Raw genomic sequence first — 15,446 nt, 5'->3', positions numbered from 1 at the left:
CAACTTAAGTAGTGTCGTAGAGACTGAACTGACTTTCCCGTGCATGCCGGTCACGGGCGCGATCAGCAAGATAGGTGATGAGCGCATTGGTAGTGTCAACAGTTGTCGGCGCCTCGAGTGGCGTAAAGGCGTTGAAGAGCGTAACGATGCCGGTGTTCGTATCAGTTTGCGCCGTGATGATGGCATCGAGCGGCGAGCTCTGACCACCGGCAGTAAGAGCGACAACGGCCAGATAATAGGTCTGACTTGGTATCAGACCGGAGATATTGGCACTCGTTACATTTCCAACGTCGGTTGAATTGGTAAGACTACCGCTGTCAAGACCATAGAAAATGCGATAGCCGATCACACTGGCGGTGGAACTGGCTGTCCAGGCCAGACCGATGGCGTTGGTCGATCCCGACGAAATAGTTTGCAAACCGGTTGGCGCCAGCACAATGACGATGTCAGACGGAATAGCCAAACCGTAGAACCGTTTCGGTTCGCCTGGATTGATGGACATGATGTTGGTGGACAAGCCGTCCGCACCAAACATGTTGGTTGCCACTGGAGTCCAGGTTGAGCCCGGAGCTAAATTCGTGGACGTTAACAGCACGCTGGAAGTGTTCGTTCCACCCTTCCAAACGAATTTCAGACTCGAACCGGAGTTCACCACGCTGCCCGCAACGATGGCCGCCGGCTGCGGCGGTGGTGGCGGCGTTGGCAGTACATAGGTGAACCCATTCACATTCGTGGCCGAGAGCGCGCCAGGATTTTCAACCACCACGTTGACAGCGCCTGGCGCGCCAACTGGTGTGTTGACCGTAATGTTTGTGGAGTCTGTCAGCGAAATACCATTCCCGGCATTGGTGCCAAATTTGACCGTAAGCCCGGCCAGGAAGTTGGAGCCAGTGATAGTCACCAACGTGCCGCCATTGGTCAATCCAGTTCCTGGAGCAACGCCGGTGATGACCGGTGCGACTGGTGTCACCCCGCCGCCGCCCACTACATCGGCATAGGTATCGCCCACTCGAATCTCATCGGCCTTAATGGCAAAGCCGCCACCGGCATTTTGAAACCCAATCCCGGTGATGGTTCCAACATCGAACGTCGTGACGGTATAAGTAGCCGTCACGCCTGGCGTGGCTGAATTGGCCGTCGGGTTGATATAAGCAGTGATGGTATCGTTGTTACCAGACGTGTTGAAATCAATTTTCAGCACGACCAGGTAATTAGTCCCATAGTTGCCGAGAAAGGAACTTGCCAGATTAGCTGCCCCTGAGGTGGTAGTGCCCGTGGTGGTTATCGAGCCTAAACCAAGACCTCCCTGACTGCCAGAAAAGGGTGCCAAACCGAAGCCGAAAAACAGGCCCGTGCCGCCATTGGGAAAATAGATGCCGCAACTGTTTCCGCCGTTATTTCCCGCCTGGCTAAGCATAAAGCTTATCCATTTTGTTCCACTGGAGAGCGGGGTCGAGAAATTCTCGAATTGCCGGCCGCTGGTGGAACTCAAAGCACTATTCGCCGTTGGCAGGCTGGTGTAGGCCAGACCGCCGGTAATTGTCGGGGTAGTTCCGCACGTCCAATTTCCGGTGAACCCGTTGGCCGTGCTGGCCGTGCCACTGGGAATCGAGGTGGTGTAATTAAATGGCTCGTAAGCGCTTAAGCCCCCATAGCCCGTGCTGGTCACTGTGGCGAGGCAAAACGCCGCGCCAATTAACTTTGTAATTCTCTTAACCTTGGTCTTCATTAAAATACTTCTGGTTTTGCACAGGCCATTTTTGGTTTAGCCCGCCAATGATACGAATCCCCACCATCTTGTCACCAGCCATTTGCTGACAGTAATGCCTAAGATGACTGAGCCCGATTCAAAGCCCTCATTCGCGGGCATCAAGGCTGCCGCCAGCAAACGCATGATGGGTATTTGTTTCATTAAAATTAACAATCCTGGCTATTTACCTTCTTTAAAACGTTGCATTACGGTGAACGGAGACGGAAGAACATTGTCGGCATGGCTGGATCGATGGTGATCACCGAATTGGTGCCAGTTTGACTGCCGGCCACGTCCACCCAGTTAGTATTGATGCCCGCACTTAAGTTGTTGGTCTGCGATTGCAAGTACCAGCCAAGGTTGCTGGATGGCCAGGAGAGGGTGAGCTGGTTGCCCGAGACACTCGAAGTGATTATCGGCGACACTGGCGGAGTCAGGCCATAACCGACCACGTCTGCATAAACATCGCCAATGCGAACTTCATCGAGACCGATCGGAAAGGCACCGTTGATATTAACTCCCAGCGCGGAGATGGTACCCACATCAAAGGTGCTGTTCACCACGTTGGCAGCTACCCCAGGGCTAATCACACCGGCTGGTGGATCTATCCAGAGACTGACCGTATCGTTCACACCGGAGGTGTTGAAATCAATTTTCAACACGATCAAATGCACAATGGTATTGTCGATGGCGGTAGTACTCCCCAAAACCCCGGCTCCACCAAGAGCGGTGCTGTTGACGGTTCCCAACCCGAAACCAGTTAGCGTCGGGCTGAAGGGAACTTCGAAACCAATAAACAGACTGTTGGCATTGTTGCCCTTGAAGAAGACGCCGCAAGCGTTGGCTCCAGGATCTCCGCCGGGGCCGTTCATCAGGAAGCTGATATACTTCGTGCCACTGGAAAGCGGACTGGCGAAATTCACCACGGTTTGCGCGCCAGCAGCGGCATGTTGGTAAGCGTTGGCACTCGTTGGGAGGCCGGCATAGGTCAGCCCGGTGACGATGCTGGGGCTGCCCGACACACTCCAATTGCCCGTGAACCCGCTCGCCGTGCTGAGGGTGCCATTCGTCAAAGTTCCAATGGCGTAATCAAACGACTCGTAGGCGCTGGGTCCATAAGTTCCAGTCGGGGTGGCTGTGGCTTCCGGGCTGGAGTCGCTGCTCTCGCCGTAGGCGTTGACGGCGGAAACGGTGTAGAAATACTGCGTGAATTTGATCGCCGACGTGTCGATGTAATTGTTCGAACCCGCACTGGCGACGGTCACTTCCGTGCCGCTGGTGGTCGAGCGCTTGATATTGTAACTCGCGGCTCCTGCAGAAGCAGTCCAGGACAGGGACACCTGATTGTTCCCCGCCGTGGCTGTGAGACCGGTTGGCGCTGCAGGCGGCACATTCGGCGTAGCACTCACTTCGGAAGAGTCGGTACTCTCACCTGCTGTATTGGTGGAAGAAACAGTATAGAAATATTGCGTGCCATTGACCACAGCGGTATCGGAATAGCTGGCCCCGACCACGTTGCCGATGGTCACTTCCGCTCCACTAGTGGTCGAGCGCTTCACGTTGTAGCTGATAGCACCCGAGGCCACACTCCAGCTCAAATTGACCGCGCTATTGGTTCCAACAGCGGCCAATCCGGTGGGCGTGCCGGGCAGCGCGATGGTGGGAGTCGCACTCACTTCTGAGGAATTTGCACTGGCCCCGGAGGAATTCACGGCCTGCACCACGTAGAAATAGGTCACTCCTCCCGCCGCCGTGTTGTCATAGTTGGTATTCGACGCCACAGAGTTGGTCACCGTGTAAACACCCGTGCTCGTGCCCCGTAAGACATTGTAGCCAGTGGCCCCACTCCCGGCGTTCCAGCTCAGGCTCACGGCGTTCACACCAGCCATCGCTGCCAATCCCGTCGGAGCGTCAGGCGTTGGAATATACCCCACCACATCGCCATAGACGTCGCCAACGCGGATTTCATCTAATTTAGGATTATAGCCGCCTGTGATGTTAATCCCTGCTGCAGAAATGGTGCCGACATCGAACGTGCTATTCACAACGTTTGCGGCCACTCCAGGAATGATCACACCGGCTGGCGGATCTATCCAGAGACTAACTGTATCGTTCACACCCGAGGTGTTGAAATCAATTTTCAACACGATCAGATGCACGGCGGTATTGTTGATGTTCACGACACTCCCCAAGGCACTGGCGCCAGCAAGAGTGGTGCTGTTCACCGTGCCCAGCCCGAAGCCGGTGGTAACTCCTGTATCTGGAACACGGAAGCCGGCGAAAAGACTGTTGGCGTTGTTGCCCTTGAAGTAGACACCCACAGTGTCGCCGCCGGAATTGCCGCTGCCCTTAAATAGGAAGCTGATAAACTTGGTGCCACTGGAAAGCGGACTGGCGAAATTCACCACGGTTTGCGCGCCGGCAGCGGCATGTTGGTAGGCATTGGCGCTCGTCGGCAGGCCGGCGTAGGTCAACCCGGCGACGATGCTGGGGCTGCCCGACACATTCCAATTGCCGGTGAAACCGGTGGCCGTGCTGGGAGTGCCGTTCGCCAAAGTCCCAATGGCGTAATTAAACGACTCGTAGGCGCTGGGTCCATAGGTTCCGGTCGGCGTGGTTGTGGCTTCCGGACTGGAGTCGCTGCTCTCACCATAAGCATTCAGAGCGGAAACAACATAGTAATATTGGTTGAATTTGGCCGCCGTTGAGTCGGTATAGGCCACCGTAGGCGCGCTCGCGGTGCCAATTGTGCTGTAGCCTGAACCACTGGTAGTCGAGCGCTTGATGTTGTAACTGGCGGCTCCTGTCGAAGCAGTCCAGGACAAGGATACTTGACTGTTACCCGCAGTGGCCGTGAGACCGGTTGGCGCTGCAGGCGGAACATTCGGCGTGGCGCTTGCCTCGGAGGAATCGGCGCTCTCACCAGCCGCATTGGTGGAGGAAACCGTGTAGAAATATTGCGTGCCGTTGACCACAGCGGTATCGGAGTAACTGGTCGAACCCGTGTTGGCGATGAGGACTTCCGTTCCACTGGTGGTCGAGCGCTTCACATTGTAACTGGCAGCCCCCGTGCCGGCGCTCCAACTCAAGCTGACGGCACCGTTGGTTCCAATGGCAGTCAACCCGGCAGGCACACCGGGCAAGGCAATCATGGGCGTCGCGCTGACTTCGGAGGAATTGGCGCCGGCACCGGAGGCATTCGTGGCTTGGACCACGTAAAAATAAGTTGTCCCTCCAACCGTCGTGTTGTCGTAGTTGGTGTTGGACGCTACACTGTTGGTGACCGTGTAAACACCCGGGCTCGTGCCGCGCAAGACTTTGTAGCCGGTGGCACCGCTGGTTGCATCCCAGCTCAAACTGACAGCATTGACACCCGGAATTGCCGCCAATCCCGTCGGGGCAGACGGCGCCGGCGCATAACCCACAACATCACCGTAAGTGTCACCAACACGAATCTCATCCACTGTGATGGTCGCACCACCCTGAACATTCAAACCAATCTTGGAAATCGTCCCGACGTCATAAGTGGTCAGGGTTCCGGCGGCGGCAATTCCGGGCGCGGCCGCATTGGCCAACGAATTGGTATAGACCGTGACCGTATCGTTGACTCCCGACGTGTCGAAATCTATTTTCAATACGACAAGATAAGTGGATGCATAGTTTCCGAGTCCCACTTGAGTTAGTGAGGTTGCTCCTGTAGGAGCGGTGCCGGCGGTGGTGACGGAACCCAGCCCCAATTGTCCTTGCGTACCGGAGAATGGCCCCAGACCGAAGCCAAACCACAGGCAAGTGGCATTACCGCTGGGGAAGTAGACGCCGTCTATATTCCCCCCCATGTTTCCAGAAGCTCTGTATAAAAAACTGATATACTTCGTGCCACTGGAGAGTGGGCTGGAAAGGTTCACAGTTTGTCGGCCGCTGCCCGGAACTTAAAGCATTGTTGGCCACCGTGAGGCCAGGGTAAGTCAAACCGGTGACAATGGTTCCAGCCGCTCCATTCGCCCAGTTGCCGGTGAAACCGTTACCGGTGGAAGCAGTGTTGTTGGCGAAACCACCAGTAGTGTAATTAAACGGTTCGTAGGCGGTGAGGGCTGCCGGAGCGTTCAGCGCGGCAAGCGCGAGCAGCATGACCGCGGCAAGACTGATGATTACTTTTTTCATGCTTTTAAGTTCTGTTTGGTTACTGGGTGTTACTGGTCACGCTCACAGTTTCCCCTTAGGGCGTCTGCTGTAGACGCCGATAGACAACCTGGTTGAGGTGAGTTTTGTTTCATGGAACGTCCTCAACTCTAACACTGTTTCATCGGATGCCCAGCTAGCCGAATGGCTAGTTTTCAGAACCCTGTCCTTGCTTGAATTTCAGCGCCGCTTCTGTCCGTGAATGAACATGCAGCTTTTCGTAGATGTGTTGCAGATGCCACTTCACTGCCGCCACTGTCACGCCGAGCCGTTCAGCAATCGCCTTGTTGCCGTCGCCGTGCATGACGAGTTCCAACACTTCACGCTCGCGGTCGGTAAGGTCGTCGACTTGTTGCGCCGCTTTCGCCTGGCCGCGAAACTGACCGATGACCTTACGCGCGATTTCCGGCGTCATTGGCACTCCGCCTTCATGCGCTTCTGAATGGCGGCGATGACCTTTTCCGGCTGCGCCCGCTTGAGCAGATAACCGCATGCTCCCGCACGTAGCGCCTGAAAAATCCGATCCGAATCTTCATACACTGTGACGATGACGATGTGCACCAACGGCATCTGCTCCTTTAATTTCGCGGTGCATTCCACGCCAGTGGAATCGGGCAGTTGAATGTCCATTAACACCACGTCCGGCTGAGCTTTGGGAATTTTCTTCAGCGCCTCTGCCACCGTGCCGCAAGTGCAGACACATTGAAATCCGGGCGTGCGATTGAGCAGGGTCTCGAAGCCTTCGCGCACGGTTTTATTGTCTTCAACGATGCCTACTTTGATCATAAGAGTTTTCCGGGCAGAGGCGCGCGAAATTGAATGCTTGTTCCTTTTTGCGGTGTAGTTTTGATTTCACATTGCCCGCCGAGCGATTTCATGCGCTCGTTCATATTGGTGAGGCCGTCGCTGCCCGCCTGTCGTTCGCGCAAATCAAATCCAAGTCCGTTGTCTGACACTTCCACCAACAAATTGTCAGCGCGCACGGAAATTCGCAGCCACACCTGTGTCGCGCCAGCGTGGCGGACGACGTTGGTCAGCGCTTCTTTGAAGGCAAAAAAAAGTTCCTGCCGAAATTTGGGATCGAGCGGATGCTCCGGCAAATCCTCCGCGATGTCCAAGCCGCAAGCCACCGAGGCCAGGTCCAGAAACCGCTGCGCATACGAGCCAAAATAACTTGCCAGCGACGCGATGGTGTCGTTGCGCGGATTCACTGCCCAAACGATTTCATCCAGTGAATTCACCATGCGCCGCGCGGTCTCACTCAAATCACCTAGATAACGCTCCTTTTCGTCAGCGGACGTCGTCGAGCTTTTGACGAGTGTGGTGAGCATGTTTACTTCCGTCAGGCCCGAACCAAGGTCGTCGTGCAAATCATGCGCCACCCGTGCCCGTTCCTGTTCAATTTCGCGCCGGCGCTCGGCGGCCTGCCTTTTTTGGATCTGGACCTCCAGTTCACGCGTGCGTTCCGTGACCCGGCGGCGTAGCACCGCCACCCAGCTGAATGCCGCCAACGTAACGAACCCGAGCGCAGTGGCGATCCATAAAACCCTTCTCAACGTCCACCACGGCGGAGACTCCAGCAGGACAACATCGTCGGGTGAACGCAGCCGGATGCTGAATGATTTTGCCCGCCAGTTTTCCCCTGCCTGCCACTCGCCGCGTTCGATCCGGCAAACGCCCGTCACGGCTACACGGCTGTCGTTTTCCAACAGGGCGAAGTTATCGTGTCCACCGTTTTGTTTGAGGCTGGCTTGAAAGATGAAATTGCCCTCCTGAAGAATCAGAAACTGCTCAGAGCCGTGTTGAGTCCGGTCAATCAGCCGCGCGACAATTTGAACCAGCTGACAGTCGTGTTCGCCTTTCAAGGCTTCATCATGTGTCAACTGGGACGGGGTTGGAGGTTTGCTGGTGGAAAGCGTCCGGTAAACCGCATCCTGCAACAGCGGCGTGTAATCTCCCTGGTTGACATAGCCAAGCACTTCAACCCGGTCGCCGAGCTGTAACGGCCCTGGTTCCTTTGTTTGCACCTCCACACCATGCTCGCCATCCTGAAGAAAAATTACTGTGCCCGGTTCAAAGTAATTTACCGTTCCCACAACTTTCACCCGGTGCCCGTAGGTTACTTGCGGCGTGAATTGCAGGAGACTGCCAATGGGGCGCGCGGGAATGGCGAAAGGATCTTTCGTCGCCGGAATGATAATTGTTAAATCATCTGGGCCCGGCACCATGAGCCGGATGGCAAAGAGCTGCCGCTGATGATTGAACAGCGTCGAGCAGACGCCGCGCACCCGCACGGTGCTGTCCAGCAATTCCTCCGGGTGTTCCACCGGAAGTTCGTTGGCGAAAATCAACAACCGCCCGCCGCCCGTGACAATTTCGATTTGATGGTAGGGGGAGGCTTCCAATTTTCGAACCGACCGGACGATGCCGGCGGTTTCCACAAACTGGCTGTCCTCCTTGCCGCTCGCAAGCTGCTCATACGTCACCGGTTTCGCCACTGGCAATGGACTTTTGCCAGTCACGCGCACCGTGTCCACCAAGACTACCGGCGCATATTCGCCGGGACTAGCCACGCCGGTGACCTCAACCAACTGACCGGGAACCAGCATGGGCGGCGCGACATTAAGCGGGAATTGCAGATAAATGCCGACGGTCTCGTCCTGAATGAAACGCGAATAAAGATTCTCATCAAAAAAAGTCACCACCCCATGCAATCTGACGGGGATTTTCTGCCGTGTCTGTTCCATGGTCAACCCACGTATCGCTGCCACGGTATGTAATTCTTCCGCAGGCGTTTGCGCTATGACAACAAACAAAAGGGCTCCAAAGCAAAATGCGGCAGCAATGGACTGCCGCCAACGCTGCCGTTCCGGCTTGCGTAAAAACGATACTGCGGATTTTTTTGACATCTTCAGAACCCATACCGGCAATAGGTATGTATCAACGTTTGGGCTCACCTTCTCTCTGTCCTAGCGGCCGGAAATTGTCAATCATCATTATCCGGTTTTGCCTCGATTTGGCGGTTAGGTCTTGCCCAGTGCCAGATGCATGAGCGGATTGACAGCTGCATCGTTCTTGGCGTGGAGCAGTTTTTTGACCGCTACTTCATCTCGGAGTCCTGAAGAAAAAGATGCCGTTGGCCGCTAATAAATCAGAATCGCTGCTTCATGGTTAATCCACTATGAGGCTAAAACAATCAATCCCCAGGAGTGTTAAGGGATGGTGGGCGAACTCGCGACGCACTTGCACTGCACACGCACGAATCATCATCCTCCAGAGATTTTCTCTGGCAATTTATCTGGCAATGGAACCTGTGAACCCTCCAAAACTATTTGAAGCCCAAGCGTTGGAGGCGAGGGTCGGAATTGACCTAGGAGCTCACCAATTATTGAGCAATTTACCTTACTTCCAGCAACTACCAACCTATTCCCAATTTAATCGAAACGTATCCTTTTTAATCCTTTTACTCCCGGTTCTACACACACCTTGGAAGGGCTAAAAAAGCCAGTTAGTGCTGACGTACTGCTTACCTTGAAACGGCATGACTTTTCGGAAATTCTTCGACTACTGAGTGGTCACCTTTAGCCGGAGGAAACGTGAGGCGTTAGTCATTCCTTGGGTGTCAATAGCCGTGACCGGTGTGCTAGCCGCCGAACCTCCAAGGTAAGGCTCGCTAGCGCTGGACCAGATTTCCGTCCCCCCAAATGTCAAGCCATCCAACGTGTCGGCTGCCTCCACGTGAATCGTGACATCGGGTGCGGCTTTGGCCCGGTTGAAAGTCACGGCCAGACGGTTGTTCGTGATGGCAACTGACAGCAATGCGCCGTTGGTCACGGTCGGATAGCTGCCTGTCGCGTATTCGATCAAGTTCGGAATCCCGTCGTGGTCGGGATCAGCGGTGTCGGCGGCATCGCCGGAATTGTCCGTCATGCCAAAGTAGGCCAAACGCCAGTTTTGCAGCGCGGAATTGTTGTTGCCGGAATTGATGGAAACAAATGTGAAGCTATCAACGACAATCGCATACCCGCTGGAGGATGCATTCTTGCCGATGACCGTAAACGTGAGGTATTTCGGACCTGCCGTTAAGTTGGTGACCCGGAGTGTGGCGAGGTTGGTGTAGGCTGTGGACGCGGTATAGAAATCCAGCGGGCTTCCGATGTTAGTGAAGGGGCCATTGACGCTGTCGCCAAGCGAGACCTGAGCGATACCACGGTTGTTCCACGCTTTGACCCGCACCGTGAGATCGTAGATACCGGCATCCAGATGCGGCAACGCAAACGTGATGTATGGTCCAACGCTGGTTGCGTCCAAAGACACCGCGCCATCCCCGCTGAGCCCGGATTCTGAAAACAAGTGGAATGCACCGGATACTGTCATGGCTAAGTTCTCAGCCTCGAACACTCCGCTGTTAATCGTGACGGTTACCTTGTCGAGCACCACACCGGGATCGATCATCCAGACCTTCAAGGTTTGCAGCCCGGCGTCGGCGATTGTGTGACTCGACCGCCCGTAGGCTATCGCCCGGAGGACATTGGCGCTCCAGGCTGCGGAATTTTCGTCCGCATCGATATCCACAACTTTGAGAGCATCGCCATTCAACGAAACAGCGTAACGGCAACCTGGATGTTCAGAATTGATCTTGTGGGTTGGCAGGCAGGCCATTTGAACTACTGCCGCCCCGGAACTGAACGTGTAGAATTGGTAGGTGAGCGAAGGCGTGTTGCTTGAGATGTTCGCCAGTTCAATACTGGCGGTGGTGGTGGGTAGGATGGCCATGCCGGATCCTGAAACAGTTGCATGTGGAATTTCCCGCCAACCGACGCCGTTGGTGGCATCCTGTTTGGACGCGAAGGCCTCCGCCTCGAACGTAACGACGCCGTTATTCTCCACCGCTGGTGGAAGCGTCGCGAGATTCAAATCGAGCGGATAAAACGCTTTCACCGACACGAAGTTTGTTGTGCCTGCACCCTGGATCATGACCGTTCCCGGGACAGCATACCCGCGTGGTGCCTTCGCCCAATCCACCCCTACTGAGATTCGCGCGTCGGCATTGCCATTAGTCTGGGAAAGCGTGAGCCACGGCACGCTGCTTTCAGCGCTCCATGACATGGCGCTGGAACCGATGTTGAAAACATCGATGAAGTAGCTTTGCTTGGCGACGGGATTGAACGTTGGCAACACACTGGCAGCACCGGGAGCGAGCACAGCGGCAGAACCTTCCACCGCCACCCCCAAACCAGCAGGCATGGGCGCACTGTAACTGCCCACCGTTGGCGTTCCGAAGACGGCCAAGCCTTGGGGATTGTAGGACATCATCAACTTCCATTTACCATTCGCGTTGATCGCGTTGTAGTAGGCCGTTTCCAGCTGGATATTGGTGTAAGCCGCATTGGCGGTGGCGGCGAGAGTTGCAGTGGCAGCACGCCCTTGCGTCGCCCACAGGCGGCTTCGTTCAGCGAGCAGAATCTTTTGATTCATCAGATTGGCTGCCCGGATGGGATAAAGCACCATCTCGTAAAATGCGCTACGCTGATTTGTCGGCAACTGAGCGAACAACGCATCCGCCGAAGCCTGGAGCGCAGCAAAATCATCCAGACGTTGCTGCGCTTCGTCGCCATTGGCCACAAAACTAAAACCGCTCGATGTAAGGCTGAGATGTTCCGGGCGGACTGCAATGTTCAGCCGATAATATTCGTCCAGTATGGAAGCGATACTGTCCGCATGGGCGGAGCCAAAATTCTGCGTGGCCCATTGCGTGAGATAGGCGTGCTGGTTGAAGTTGCGGAATGCTTCCGGATTCCGCGCGAGGCGCAGGAAGAATTCCATGCCGATTTCCCCGGGCTTCAGGTCACCGATGTTAACGATCCATATCTTGCGGGCACCGTAATCCCACGCCTTGCTCATCTCGGCCCAAGTCATCGCCGGCGGCGTGCTGCACAGCCACAAATAGCTCGCGGGTGGCCCCCAATAAGAGAGGTGATAATAAACTCCCGAGCCACCACTGCGCGCATTTTCAGCCGTGGTGGAAAGCTGCCGGATGTAGCCGTGATTATCGTCCGGCCACATCAAAGTGATGTCTTCGGGCAATTGCATTCCGGTCTGGTAAAGGACAAGCGCCTCTTTGTAGGGAACGAACACCTGAGGAACCAGAGCCGGATTGGGATTTAAACGTTGCGCCAGGATTCGGCGTTGGTCGGGAATGATCGCATTCTGCAGTTCATCGGCTTTCTGCTGATTGCTGGTGCCCGAGGGGGCAATAATGCCGTCGTCAGTCAACCCGCGCATGCCAATCGTAAAAATGCCTTCGTAGTTTGTCACTTCGCGCACGCGCTGGTCCCAGAAGTTGGAAATGGCGGTCCGGTTTGTCCAGTAGTTGTAGTCGCCGAGAAGCGAAGTATCGAATTCTGATGTGTTGCGCTGCATCGGCTCGTGATGCGAAGTGCCGATAATAATAGCGTAGTTGTCCGCAATTACCTTGTTTTGCGGGAACAAATAAAAGGCCTTGGTGGCCTCATGCATCGCCGGCCAGATGTAGTTGGCGCGAAGCCGCAGCAGCAGTTCGAACACACGCACGTAAGTGTTCGGCCCGATGCTGCCATTGGCAGGCTCGAAGGTGCTGGTCGCCCACGGCAGCAGGCCAAAATCTTCGTCGTTCAGAAAAATGCCGCGATACTTCACGCCCGGCGAAGATTCGATGTAGGTCCCCTCGCCCACATAGAGTGCCGTGCGTTGAACCACGGGCACGTCGGCCCACCAATACCACGGCGAAACTCCAATGCCCTCCGAAAGACCGAATACGCCGTAGGCCGTGCCACGTCGATCGCTACCCGCGATCACCAGAGCCCGGTCCACCCCAGCGGCGGGATTCGTGACCGTCACGGCCATGTAAGCTTCCCATTGTCCCTGGATGGCCGCAGGGTTGAGTTTGCCGGCACCAATTAGTCCATCAATCAGCGCACTCTGTCCAATCGTTCCGATGAACACTGCGCTGGCTGCTGGCGTGGGTGCATTGCTGGAGAGAGCCGGCGTCATTCCCGTGACTCGTTGAAGGTCGTCACGCAGGGCGCTGGCAGCAATGCCAACCACGGCGGCGTCATTCGAGCTGTAGTAAATGGATGCCAATTGCCCGCCCGATGCCAAGGACATGGACCCGCTCGCGCCAGCGTCCGAAATCGGCAGAAAAGCTGAAGGGAAAAACGGCCCCGCAGGCGGCAACACCGTCAGCGCAATGGGCGCAGTCATATTACGCCCCTGCGCGTCGCTCACGGTGGCGTTCAAGTTCACACTGCCTGGAGGCGTGTTGGAAGACACGGTCGCAACAAATGAAAAAACATTGTCACCTGCCGTCACATCGCCGTGCGTTGCGTCATCGTAAAACGTCTGTGAGGCGGGACCGCCAATGGCCGTCAAATCTGCTTTGACCGAGATACCGGTGCTAAGCGGAGCGACGGCGGGGGTTACTGCAACTGTGAGCAAGGTGGATTGGGTTGTCGCGAGCAGTGGCGGAGTGGCCGCTCCTATTCCGAGAATATTCACGCTGACCACGGCAATGGTTCCATCAACGCCAAGCCGGTTGGTCCAGGCCACGCTGGAGTTTGGCAGCTTCGGCAAATTCAGTGTGCTGAATGAACCACTGATTGGCATGTTAAACAGTGCGAACACGTCACCCGCAACAAGGTTGGTTGCCCCAACATTCGTCACGGTCAGGGTCGCACCTGAACTGACGGTCAATCCCGGTGCTGCGAGGCGGTCACTGGTCAGGACTGCCGAGCGGTCAATTCTCATCATCGCGGTGCTGGCAATCGTTGCAGGATTGGCCGTTATGAGTGTGCCAAGCAACGGCATCAATGCTCCACGCGAGGGAATACCCGGCGCGAGTTTTCCCCCTGCGAGCACAGTGAGAGATCCGCCGAAGCTGCCTATGCCCCCCAGCGTGCCACCGTTTGTGACGATGATGTTTCCATTGGCGTTGGAACCGTTGATAAGCAAGGTTCCGCCGGCCACGGCGGTGGAGCCCGTGTAGGAATTGGTTCCCGCGAAAATAACTACGCCATTATCCCCACCCGCGTTCACACTGGCTCCGCCAAGCTGAAGATCTCCACTGCCGCTAATGGGCGCGGTGATGAGCAGGGTCTCGAAAGCTGTCGTTCCCGAGAACGCCCCCAAGTAACTCCGCTTCCCGGCTTGGAGCGTAATGCCTCCCGCCAATGTTTCTGTGTAGTAATCGGAACTGGCGTTGGCTAAATCCGCCACTCCTCCGTTCAGGATAAGATTGCTAATCGTGAGCGTCTGTCCACCGGCCCCCTTCATCAGCAAGCGACCCCCAGCATCAATGCTGAGTGAGCCACCCCCAAATATGTACGAGGTCGTATCCTGCGGCGAACGCAGAACGAAAGCTCCCGTCGCATAACTGTTGGTGACACTCGGAGGAGCTCCGTTGTTCCAATTCCCGGTTGAATTAAAACTGGATGTACCGAAGGCGTCAGAAAGGCTCAATGAGACACTCGCTCCCTGCGACAAAGAGGTACCCAAAATCAGAACGAGTCCAGTCGCCAGAAGGGATCCGACTGCCCTCCGCATACGGACGAAGCTCGAGTTGACCGTCCCCTCTTGTTGACACACTTTAGACATGATCGATGGCCATCTTTAAACGGTCAGAAATGGTAACTGCGGTTTATCTTGGGAAGCCGAAAGCATATTCGTTTTGCCATTATGTGAACGCAATTGTAGTGGTAGAGGTTGGCCGCTCATCAGGGTTTGAAGGCCAGATATGGCAGGCTGGCTTTCAAGATGGGGTCAAAGTCCTGCGGGTCCTGGTAGAAGTAACACTCGCGGGTGCTGGTCGACCAACTGGTCAGAAAATACATGGACTTGGCTTTAATCCATTCAGCATGCCCATCAATGAACAATTGGTTGCCTCCCGCCGGCAGCGAGCCACTGTCCTTATGCGATGGCATGTTGTCGTAGGTGGTTCGTCCTGGTTCTTTCCCTCCCCAAGCACCGTTGATTTTGATTACGCAATCGGCCGCCATCACCCAATACGGCTTGGCCTGCGCAAGCTTCTCCGCGCTGCGGCCCGGGAAAGTCCCCGCAGGATTAATCCAGTTCTTGAAGACCGGGCCACCGAAATACTGGTAGCCAAGGTCGTATTGGTTGAACCCGGCGGCTTCGTATTGCGGCAACTGGGGAAGATTGGGACAGGACCAGATGGAGGGGGTGTTGTTGGTCTGCACTATCAATTTCACGCTCTTGGCCGCTTCGGCTGAGGGCGGCTCCAACACAATCTGCACCCCGGTCCCATTGATCCCGTGGGCTTCGATCAATCGGTCACTGTTTTCCTCGGCATAGATGATGACGCCAATACCGATCTGCCGCAGGTTGTTTAGGCAGGCCGCCCGCTTGCCCCGTTCCTTGGCTCTCGCCAATGCGGGTAACAACAGGGCGGCCAGAATGGCGATAATGGCGATGACCACCAACAACTCGATCAACGTGAATGCCTTTGTTCGCATGTTCCGTA

Annotated in this window: 9 protein-coding genes; all 9 read right to left on the bottom strand. The window is 55.7% G+C overall.

Translation table 11 applies throughout. From position 1 onward, the window contains the following. Positions 1-4: 4 nt before the first annotated feature. Complete coding sequence (locus tag CFLAV_RS36045) at positions 5-1,729, bottom strand: IPT/TIG domain-containing protein (RefSeq protein ID WP_007412862.1); 1,725 nt, start codon at positions 1,727-1,729, stop codon at positions 5-7. Between the two features lie 36 nt (positions 1,730-1,765). Beyond that, on the bottom strand, positions 1,766-1,912 hold the full coding sequence (locus CFLAV_RS35360) for a hypothetical protein (protein ID WP_007412860.1): 147 nt from the start codon (positions 1,910-1,912) through the stop codon (positions 1,766-1,768). A gap of 44 nt (positions 1,913-1,956) precedes the next feature. Then, positions 1,957-5,586, bottom strand: coding sequence for a hypothetical protein (locus CFLAV_RS31595; RefSeq protein WP_007412859.1), 3,630 nt, complete (start codon positions 5,584-5,586; stop codon positions 1,957-1,959). Next, entirely contained in the window at positions 5,546-5,911 is a 366-nt protein-coding gene (locus tag CFLAV_RS01715; RefSeq protein ID WP_007412858.1) for a hypothetical protein, read from the bottom strand. Before CFLAV_RS01715 ends, CFLAV_RS31595 begins: the two co-directional genes overlap by 41 nt. A 166-nt stretch (positions 5,912-6,077) precedes the next feature. Continuing rightward, positions 6,078-6,344: a response regulator transcription factor gene (locus tag CFLAV_RS33820; protein ID WP_007412857.1), complete on the bottom strand. Its 267-nt coding sequence runs from the start codon at positions 6,342-6,344 to the stop codon at positions 6,078-6,080. Next, positions 6,341-6,715 (bottom strand): response regulator, encoded by a 375-nt coding sequence (locus CFLAV_RS33815; protein WP_007412856.1) that lies wholly within the window; start codon positions 6,713-6,715, stop codon positions 6,341-6,343. The genes CFLAV_RS33820 and CFLAV_RS33815 overlap by 4 nt, the downstream gene beginning before the upstream one ends. Beyond that, positions 6,712-8,838 carry a sensor histidine kinase gene (locus CFLAV_RS01705; protein ID WP_007412855.1) on the bottom strand — a complete coding sequence of 709 codons (2,127 nt, stop codon included), beginning with the start codon at positions 8,836-8,838 and terminating at the stop codon, positions 6,712-6,714. Before CFLAV_RS01705 ends, CFLAV_RS33815 begins: the two co-directional genes overlap by 4 nt. 655 nt (positions 8,839-9,493) lie before the next feature. Next, the gene (locus CFLAV_RS31580; RefSeq protein WP_007412854.1) at positions 9,494-14,560 is read right to left on the bottom strand and encodes a glycosyl hydrolase 115 family protein; all 5,067 of its coding nucleotides are present in this window, start codon (positions 14,558-14,560) and stop codon (positions 9,494-9,496) included. Between the two features lie 119 nt (positions 14,561-14,679). Further along, a complete protein-coding gene (locus tag CFLAV_RS01695) occupies positions 14,680-15,438 on the bottom strand; it encodes a prepilin-type N-terminal cleavage/methylation domain-containing protein (protein ID WP_007412853.1) in 759 nt (252 codons plus the stop codon). Between the last annotated feature and the right edge of the window lie 8 nt (positions 15,439-15,446).

Source organism: Pedosphaera parvula Ellin514, from assembly GCF_000172555.1.
Classification (GTDB): domain Bacteria; phylum Verrucomicrobiota; class Verrucomicrobiia; order Limisphaerales; family Pedosphaeraceae; genus Pedosphaera.
The sequence above is the reverse complement of the archived record's forward strand: the minus strand, read 5'-3'. Positions and strand labels throughout refer to the sequence as shown.